This is a genomic window from Acidovorax sp. GW101-11A03 (genome assembly GCF_059424825.1).
In genome coordinates, this window is record NZ_JBWKZU010000018.1 from 69,424 (window position 1) to 78,619 (window position 9,196).

Sequence of the window (9,196 nt, forward strand, 5' to 3'; positions counted from 1 at the left end):
AGTCGGGTGTTTTTTCAAGCCCTGGGGCAACGAAGCTGGTCAGCCGTTGCCCCCCCGGGCAGAGTGCAAAGGCGCAGCCAGCGTCGGCGTGGATTCCACCCACTGGCGCACCCGCTCGGCATCACCCAGGCGGCTGAACTTGCCCGCCGAATCGAGGAACACCATGATCAGCTTGCGCCCGGCCACTTGGGCCTGCATGACCAGACAACGTCCTGCTTCCGAGATATAGCCGGTCTTCTGCAGGCCAATATCCCAGGTCGGGTTCTTCACCAGACCATTGGTATTGTTGTATTGCAGCGTTTTGCGCCCCACAGCCACTTCATAACCCGGCGACGTGGAGAGTTCGCGCAGCAACGGATCGCCATGCGCCACATTCACCAGTGTCGCCAGATCGCGGGCGCTGGACTGGTTGCGGCTGGACAGCCCGGTGGGCTCCACATACCGCGTGTCGGTCATCCCCAGCAGGCGGGCTTTGGCATTCATCTGGGCGACAAAAACCTCCAGCCCACCCGGGTAGGTGCGGCCCAAGGCATGGGCAGCCCGGTTCTCACTGGACATGAGCGCCAGATGCAACATTTCGCCCCGCGTCAGCGTGGTCCCGACCGTCAGGCGCGAGCGACTGCCTTTTTCGGTATCCACATCGTCCTGGGTGATTGTCAATGGCTCATCCATGGGCAATTTGGCCTGGGAAATAAGCATGCCCGTCATGAGCTTGGTCAGGGACGCAATCGGCAACACCGCATGGTCGTTCTTGCTGAGCAGGACCTCGTGCGTATCCTGGTCCATCACCAGCGCTACGCTGGACTTGAGGTCCAAGGGATCGTTGACTTCATGCAGGCCTGCAATCTGACCAAACGACTGCTTGGCCGGCACAAAAGCCACCCGGGTGGGCGCCTTCGCCGTCTTGGCGGCTACCCGCACGGCCTTGGCATTGGTGTTGGCTGCCGCCTTGCGCGGTGCGACGGCACGCTTAGCGTTTGCCGAACTTACCTGCTGCTTTTTGGCAATGGATTTTTTTTGTTCGCCCGCATGTACCAGGGGGCTGACGAGGGCTGCACTCACGACGGCAAAGCCCAGAAACTGAAAAAATCGAGTCACTGCAGAGCGGTGGCGATGGTGCATCAAAGTGCTCCAAACGGTAAGAAGTGTTGAGCAGTGTACAGAATCAAAAAAAGTCGCGCAAGATCAATATCTTGCGCGACTTTCCCAGAAAGTGAGTGAAATTATAAGACGGTCAATCAGCCCTGTGCGGCCACGCGGTCGGCTTTACTTTGTAACTTGTTCAACGCGCTCAGATAAGCCTTGGCAGATGCGACCACGATATCAGGATCTGCCCCCACACCATTCACCACCCGGCCGCTGTTCTGCAGGCGCACGGTGACCTCCCCCTGGCTCTCGGTAGAACCGCTGATCGCATTGACCGAGTAGAGCACCATCTCGGCACCGCTCTTGACATGCGACTCAATGGCCTTGAGCGAGGCATCCACCGGGCCGTTGCCCTCGGACTCGCCGCGCACCTCCTGGCCATCGACGGTGAAAACGATGCGCGCGCGGGGCTGCTCACCGGTTTCGCTCTGCTGGAACAGCGAAACGAAACCGTACTGCTCCTTTTCGGCCGTCACGCTCTCGTCGCTGACCAGCGCCAAGATATCTTCGTCAAAGATTTCGCTCTTGCGGTCGGCCAGCTCCTTGAACTTGGCAAATGCCACATTGATCTCGGTTTCGCTGTCAAGCTGCACGCCCAACTCCTGCAGGCGCTGCTTAAAGGCGTTGCGGCCGCTGAGCTTGCCCAGCACGATCTTGTTGGCCGACCAACCCACGTCCTCGGCGCGCATGATCTCGTAGGTATCGCGGGCCTTGAGAACGCCATCCTGGTGGATGCCACTTGCGTGGGCAAAAGCGTTCGCCCCCACCACGGCCTTGTTGGGCTGCACCACAAAACCCGTGGTCTGGCTCACCATGCGGCTGGCGGCCACAATATGCTGGGTGTCGATACCCAGATCCAGCCCGAAATAATCCTTGCGGGTCTTCACGGCCATCACGATCTCTTCGAGCGAGCAGTTGCCAGCGCGCTCGCCCAGGCCATTGATCGTGCACTCCACCTGGCGCGCGCCGCCGATCTTCACACCGGCCAGCGAGTTGGCCACGGCCATGCCCAGGTCGTTGTGGCAATGCACCGACCAGATCGCCTTGTCGCTGTTGGGAATGCGTTCGCGCAGGGTCTTGATGAAGTTGCCGTACAGCTCTGGCACGGCATAGCCCACGGTGTCGGGCACGTTGATGGTGGTGGCGCCTTCGGCGATCACGGCTTCGAGCACGCGGCAGAGGAAGTCCGGGTCGCTGCGGTAGCCGTCTTCAGGGCTGAACTCGATGTCAGCCACGAGGTTGCGCGCAAAGCGCACGGATTGCTTGGCCTGCTCCAGCACCTGCTCGGGCGTCATGCGCAGCTTCTTTTCCATGTGCAGTGCACTCGTAGCGATGAACGTGTGAATGCGCGCGCTGTTGGCGCCCTTGAGCGCTTCGGCCGCCCGAGAAATATCACGGTCGTTGGCACGGGAGAGCGAGCAGATGGTCGAGTCCTTGATCGCGTTGGCGATGGCCTGAACCGCCTCAAAATCACCGTTGGAGCTGGCGGCAAAACCGGCCTCGATCACATCCACCTTCAGGCGTTCCAGCTGGCGCGCGATGCGCAGCTTTTCGTCCTTGGTCATCGAAGCGCCGGGGGACTGCTCGCCATCGCGCAAGGTGGTGTCGAAAATGATCAGTTTGTCAGCCATGTTGTTCTCCTGGTATCGGTGGGTTGGGGGCCCGCAACGTCAAAATTCTGGCGCTCAAAACAAAAGGCCCGTTGCGGGTGCATACGGGCCTTTGTGGAAAAAGTGTGCGCGTGCGCCTACTGTCTCCGCCCGTGGGGAGGTAGCAGTAGAGCCAAAGCAAACATGTTCATACAGCACAATGTAGCACAACTGCGCTGCCGTGGCGGCCATCACTTGTGCAACCCGCGTTCGTCCGGTTCGTCTGTCGAGGTGCTGATCACACTGCTGTGCTGCCCCTTGGCCTTGCGCCAGGCATACACGGCGTAGCCAGAAAGGCCATAGAAAACGAACACACCGAACAGCACGATGGGCGGATGGATGTTGATGATGGCGATGACCAGCGCAATCAGCACGATGGCTGCGAAGGGCACGCTCTTTTTCATCTGGATGTCCTTGAAGCTGTAGAACGGCACGTTGGTCACCATGGTGAGCCCCGAATACAGCGTGAAGGCGAACATCAACCAGGTGATCTGCGACCAGGTGAGCCAGGAATCCTCACCAGGCCGCACACCCAACTCTGTCATCAGCCAGATGAAACCTGCGACCAGCGCAGCGGCCGCAGGGGAAGGCAGGCCCTGGAAGTAACGCTTGTCCACCACCCCCGTATTCACATTGAAGCGCGCCAGCCGCAAGGCCGCACAGGCGCAGTAAACAAAGGCCGCAATCCAGCCCCAGCGCCCCAGACCCTGCAGCGACCACTCATAAGCAATCAGCGCGGGCGCGGCGCCAAAGGACACCATGTCGGACAGCGAATCCATCTGCTCGCCGAACGCGCTTTGCGTATTGGTCATGCGGGCGACACGCCCATCCAGGCTGTCGAGCACCATGGCACAGAACACCCCCACGGCGGCCATGTCGAAACGACCATTCATCGCCATGACGATGGAATAGAACCCCCCAAACAACGCGGCCAGCGTGAACAGGTTGGGCAGGATGTAGATGCCCTTGCGCCGTTTGCGCACCATCACACCAGGGTTGTCGGTGGATTCGTTGCCGTCATGCATCAAAAAAGACCTCCAGCGCCCGCCCATCATGCGCAAGACGCTACTGAATTTATAGTTTTTCGCGTCTGCCTGCGGCGCACACAGGCCACCACACGCGCACAAGGCGAAGGCCGCAGTGTAGCGCCTGCACACTGGTGCACCCGGCAACAAAAAAGGCCACCGAAGTGGCCTTGGGATGCTTCGCTCGGAAGTATCAGTTGCGGGTCTGGTCAACCAGCTTGTTCTTGGCGATCCAGGGCATCATGGCGCGCAGCTGGCTGCCCACCTTCTCGATGCTGTGGTCGGCCGTGTTGCGGCGGCGGGCCGTCATCGATGGGTAGTTCAGGCGGCCTTCCTGGATGAACATCTTGGCGTAGTCGCCGTTCTGGATCCGCTTCAGGGCATTGCGCATGGCGGCGCGCGACTGCTCGTTGATCACTTCAGGGCCCGTCACGTACTCGCCGTACTCGGCGTTGTTCGAGATCGAGTAGTTCATGTTGGCGATGCCGCCTTCGTAGATCAGGTCCACGATGAGCTTGAGCTCGTGCAGGCATTCGAAGTAGGCCATTTCTGGGGCATAACCGGCTTCGACCAGGGTTTCATAACCCATCTTGATCAGCTCGACGGCGCCACCGCACAGCACGGCCTGCTCGCCAAACAGGTCGGTCTCGGTTTCTTCCTTGAAGTTGGTCTCGATGATGCCGGCCTTGCCGCCGCCATTGGCAGCTGCGTAGCTCAGGGCCAGGTCACGGGCCTTGCCAGACTTGTCCTGGTGCACAGCGACCAGGTGGGGCACGCCGCCGCCCTGGGTGTAGGTGTTGCGCACGGTGTGGCCGGGGGCCTTGGGAGCCACCATCCACACGTCCAGGTCAGCGCGGGGCACGACCTGGTTGTAGTGCACGTTGAAGCCGTGGGCGAAGGCCAGCGACGCGCCTTGCTTGATGTTGGGCTCGACGTTGTTCTTGTACACGGCGGCGATGTCTTCGTCGGGCAGCAGGATCATGACCACGTCAGCGGCCTTCACGGCGTCGTTCACTTCCATCACCGTCAGGCCTGCCTTGCCGACCTTGTCCCACGATGCACCGCCCTTGCGCAGGCCGACCACCACCTTCACGCCGCTGTCGTTCAGGTTTTGTGCGTGGGCATGGCCCTGCGAGCCGTAGCCAATGATGGCCACGGTCTTGCCCTTGATCAGGCTCAGGTCGGTGTCTTTGTCGTAGAAAACTTTCATGGGTCGCTCCGGTTGAAATGCGTTGTTGGGGGGTTGAAATAAGAAAAACGGGGTGAATTGTCTTACACGCGCAAAATGCGCTCGCCCCGGCCGATGCCGCTGGCGCCCGTGCGCACGGTTTCCAGGATGGCCGTGCGGTCGATGGCTTGCAGGAAGGCGTCGTTCTTGGACTGATCGCCCGTCAGCTCGATGGTGTAGCTCTTCTCGGTCACGTCGATGATGCGGCCACGGAAGATGTCGGCCATGCGCTTCATCTCCTCACGTTCCTTGCCCACGGCGCGCACCTTCACCATCATCAGCTCGCGCTCGGTGTAGGCGCCTTCGGTGAGGTCCACCACCTTCACGACTTCAATGAGCCGGTTCAGGTGCTTGGTGATCTGCTCGATCACGTCGTCGGAGCCCGTGGTCTGGATGGTCATGCGCGACAGCGATGCATCCTCGGTCGGTGCCACGGTGAGCGATTCGATGTTGTAACCACGGGCCGAGAACAGGCCCACGACGCGGGAAAGAGCACCAGGCTCGTTTTCCAGCAGAACAGCAATGATGTGTTTCATAAAATGAGATTCCTCTTTTCGCTGCCCTCCCCCGTGCACGGTAATGCACGGGCTTGGCAGGCAATAGATTCGTCAAAAAGCAATAGCTATTAAATTAATAGCTACCAGCGCTTGATGGACAGGCGCAGAAGGCCGATTTTGCTTCTTAAAGGTCTTCCGACCCCAGCAGCATCTCGGTGATGCCCTTGCCGGCCTGCACCATCGGGAACACGTTCTCGGTGGGATCGGTCCGGAAGTCCAGGAACACGGTGCGGTCCTTGAGCTTGCGGGCTTCGCGCAGGGCGGGCTCGACATCCTTGGGGTGCTCGATCAGCAGGCCCACATGGCCATAGGCCTCGGCCAGCTTCACGAAGTTGGGCAGCGCATCCATGTAGCTGTGGCTGTAGCGACCGGAGTATTCAATCTCCTGCCACTGGCGCACCATGCCCAGGTAGCGGTTGTTCAACGAGCAGATCTTGATCGGCGTGTTGTACTGCAGGCAGGTGGACAGCTCTTGGATGTTCATCTGCACCGAGCCTTCGCCGGTGATACAGAACACTTCGGACTGCGGCTTGGCCAGCTTGATGCCCATGGCGTAGGGAATGCCCACGCCCATGGTGCCCAGGCCGCCCGAGTTGATCCAGCGGCGCGGCTCATCAAAGCGGTAGTACTGCGCGGCCCACATCTGGTGCTGCCCCACATCGGACGTGATGTAGGTGTCCGCGTCCTTGGTCATGTTCCACAGCGTCTCGACCACGTACTGGGGCTTGATGACGTCGGGACCACCCATGTCGTACTTCAGGCACTCGCGCTTGCGCCAGCCTTCAATGGTGTCCCACCACGCGGCCAGGGCGCCTGCGTCGGGGCGGGTGCTGCTCTCGCGGATCATGGAGATCAGCTCCGTGAGCACGTCCTTCACGTCGCCGACGATCGGGATATCGACCTTCACGCGCTTGGAGATGCTCGACGGGTCGATATCGACGTGGATGATCTTGCGATCGTTCTGTGCAAAGTGCTTGGGGTTGCCGATCACGCGGTCATCAAAGCGCGCGCCCACGGCCAGCAGCACGTCGCAGTTCTGCATGGCGTTGTTGGCTTCGATGGTGCCGTGCATGCCCAGCATGCCCAGGAACTTGCGATCGCTGGCCGGATAGGCCCCCAGGCCCATCAGGGTGTTCGTGACCGGGTAGCCCAGCATGTCCACCAGCGTGCGCAGCTCGTTGGTAGCGTTGCCCAGCAATACGCCGCCACCGGTGTAAATATAGGGACGCTTGGCCGCCAGCAGCAGCTGCAGCGCCTTACGGATCTGGCCACCATGGCCCTTGCGCACCGGGTTGTACGAGCGCATTTCCACGCTCTGGGGGTAGCCGGTGTAGGGCACCTTCTTGAAGGACACGTCCTTGGGCACATCCACCACCACAGGGCCGGGGCGGCCGGTGCGGGCAATGTGGAAGGCCTTCTTAATCGTGGCCGCCAGATCGCGGGCATCCTTGACGAGGAAGTTGTGCTTGACGATGGGGCGGGTGATGCCGACCGTGTCGCATTCCTGGAAGGCATCCAGCCCGATGGCGGGCGTGGGCACCTGGCCGGAGATGATCACCATCGGGATGCTGTCCATGTACGCCGTGGCGATCCCGGTCACCGCGTTAGTGAGGCCTGGGCCGGACGTGACAAGCGCCACACCCACTTCGCCCGTAGCGCGGGCGTAGCCATCGGCGGCATGCACGGCCGCCTGCTCGTGGCGCACCAGCACGTGCTGGATAGTGTCTTGCTTGTAGAGCGCGTCGTAAATGTAGAGGACTGCGCCACCGGGGTAGCCCCAGATGTACTGGACGTTCTCAGCCTGGAGCGACTTGATGAGGATCTCGGCCCCCATGAGGTCCTGCGAGCCGGAAGCGGGGGAGGTGTTGCCCTGCGAAGCAGCGGCCGCTGAAGAGATTTCAGCCTTGGAGATTTCCATGATCGATCAACCTTTGTGAATTTCTCTGACGAAAAACCTTGGGTGCTCCTCGCACGCGCTCTTGTGAAGCCAGCTTGGAACTTGAGGCCAAGGACATGAGCGGGATGATTGCCCGCCGGACCGTGACCCGTTTGCCTTTTGAATTGCAACGCCAATTATCGCACTGCAACACACTCAAAACCCACCCCAACCGAAAAAAACCCCTGCGGATGCGATAATCACGGGCTTTACGGTGCCAAACAGCCACAATTCACAGCGTTTTGTGCACCGCCCACCCCGGACCACCCCGTCTTGGCCACCGAACAAGAACTATCCGATTTCCTCAAAAGTGTAGAAAAGCGCGCCTTCAAGCGCTCGCTCTACCATGTTCGCAATGAGGAAGCGGCGCTGGACATCGTGCAGGACAGCATGCTCAAGCTGGCCGAACATTACGGGGACAAACCTGCCGCAGAGCTGCCCATGCTGTACCAGCGCATCCTGTCCAACTGCACGCTGGACTGGTTCCGGCGCCAGAAGACACGCAATGCACTGTTTTCGAGCATGAGCGACTTCGAAGGCCCGGGCGAAGATGGCATGGATTTTGATCTGCTGGAAGCCTACTCCGGCCCGGACGATGGCGACAAGGCCGAAAGTGCGGAGGACCTCACCCGCAGGGCCCAGATCTTTCGCGGCATCGAAGCTGAAATCGCCGAACTGCCACCACGTCAACGGGAAGCCTTCCTCATGCGTTACTGGGAAGAAATGGATGTAGCAGAAACGGCAGCCGCCATGGGCTGCTCGGAAGGTAGCGTCAAAACGCACTGCTTTCGCGCCATACAAACCCTCAGCAAGGCACTGAAGGCCAAAGGAATCGAGCCATGAAGAACACTACACAGCACCCAACGACCTCTGCCGAAGCGGCTGCCGAGCGTTTTGCGCTGCGCGTGACGGCCCGCCTCTCCAGCGGCACGGCTGAACTGCCCTACGACATTTCTGAACGCCTGCGCGCCTCGCGCATGCAAGCGCTGGCCAAGCGCAAGGTGACCGCCCCCGTGCGGCGCACAGCGGCAGCCACCGTGGTGGTGGGTGCTGGCCCTGCGGCCACCCTGGGCCGTGGCAGCGAGGGCGGCGGCTGGTGGAATGCCCTGGTGTCGGCCATTCCGCTGCTGGCCCTGGTGGTGGGCCTGGTGGTCATCAATGCCGCCCAGGACGAACGCAGCGCCAACGATGTGGCCGAGGTCGATGCAGCCCTGCTGACCGACGACCTGCCACCAGCGGCGTACGCCGACCCTGGCTTCGTACAATTCCTCAAGACCTCTGCGCAGCCCAACTGAACTGCCTGAACCAGGACTGCATGCCCCCACGCCCCCCTGATGCCTCCATCCCTTTGCCAGCCTTTGTGCTGGCTTTGGCGCTTCTGGGCGCGTTCGTCGCCATCGGTGGTCAGGTGTGGGTACAGATGCGCATGGCCCCCGGCACGCTGCTGCCTGCCGGTGCAGAAGCGGCTGTCGCCAGTCCCAACAACGCGCGCTCGCCAGTCACCTCCGGCATGGCCCTGCAGCCCCAGACCGAATCCGGCCCGGGCTGGGAAACCCTGAACACCCCCCAGAAGCTGGCCTTGTACCCGCTGGCCGAACGCTGGGCCCTCATCAGCGAAGCACAAAAGCGCCGCTGGCTGACCCTGGCGTCCAACT

Annotated in this window: 8 protein-coding genes and 1 pseudogene; 3 read left to right on the forward strand and 6 right to left on the reverse strand. The window is 61.1% G+C overall.

From position 1 onward, the window contains the following. Nucleotides 1-39: 39 nt before the first annotated feature. The 6 genes from pbpG to AC07Z7_RS10155 form a co-directional block, all read right to left on the reverse strand. Nucleotides 40-1,122, reverse strand: coding sequence for a D-alanyl-D-alanine endopeptidase (gene pbpG, locus AC07Z7_RS10130; RefSeq protein WP_252658223.1), 1,083 nt, complete (start codon nt 1,120-1,122; stop codon nt 40-42). Nucleotides 1,123-1,238: 116 nt separating this feature from the next. After that, nucleotides 1,239-2,777: a 2-isopropylmalate synthase gene (locus AC07Z7_RS10135; protein ID WP_252658224.1), complete on the reverse strand. Its 1,539-nt coding sequence runs from the start codon at nt 2,775-2,777 to the stop codon at nt 1,239-1,241. 209 nt (nt 2,778-2,986) lie between these two features. Then, nucleotides 2,987-3,820: a CDP-diacylglycerol--serine O-phosphatidyltransferase gene (gene pssA, locus AC07Z7_RS10140; protein ID WP_094290473.1), complete on the reverse strand. Its 834-nt coding sequence runs from the start codon at nt 3,818-3,820 to the stop codon at nt 2,987-2,989. A 193-nt stretch (nt 3,821-4,013) separates the two neighbouring features. After that, nucleotides 4,014-5,030, reverse strand: a complete 1,017-nt coding sequence (gene ilvC, locus AC07Z7_RS10145; RefSeq protein WP_015013660.1) for a ketol-acid reductoisomerase — start codon at nt 5,028-5,030, stop codon at nt 4,014-4,016. 62 nt (nt 5,031-5,092) lie between these two features. Beyond that, nucleotides 5,093-5,584 (reverse strand): acetolactate synthase small subunit, encoded by a 492-nt coding sequence (gene ilvN, locus AC07Z7_RS10150; RefSeq protein ID WP_015013659.1) that lies wholly within the window; start codon nt 5,582-5,584, stop codon nt 5,093-5,095. Between the two features lie 145 nt (nt 5,585-5,729). Further along, nucleotides 5,730-7,523, reverse strand: a complete 1,794-nt coding sequence (locus AC07Z7_RS10155) for an acetolactate synthase 3 catalytic subunit (protein WP_494766173.1) — start codon at nt 7,521-7,523, stop codon at nt 5,730-5,732. A 291-nt stretch (nt 7,524-7,814) separates the two neighbouring features. Here AC07Z7_RS10155 and AC07Z7_RS10160 point away from each other — a divergent pair, with 291 nt between their 5' ends. From AC07Z7_RS10160 to AC07Z7_RS10170, 3 genes and pseudogenes are all read left to right on the forward strand, one after another. Next, nucleotides 7,815-8,384, forward strand: a complete 570-nt coding sequence (locus AC07Z7_RS10160; protein ID WP_063459591.1) for an RNA polymerase sigma factor — start codon at nt 7,815-7,817, stop codon at nt 8,382-8,384. Next, nucleotides 8,381-8,836: a DUF3619 family protein gene (locus tag AC07Z7_RS10165; RefSeq protein ID WP_094290471.1), complete on the forward strand. Its 456-nt coding sequence runs from the start codon at nt 8,381-8,383 to the stop codon at nt 8,834-8,836. Before AC07Z7_RS10160 ends, AC07Z7_RS10165 begins: the two co-directional genes overlap by 4 nt. Before the next feature lie 20 nt (nt 8,837-8,856). Beyond that, nucleotides 8,857-9,196: pseudogene (locus tag AC07Z7_RS10170) on the forward strand (DUF3106 domain-containing protein); the annotation flags it as partial.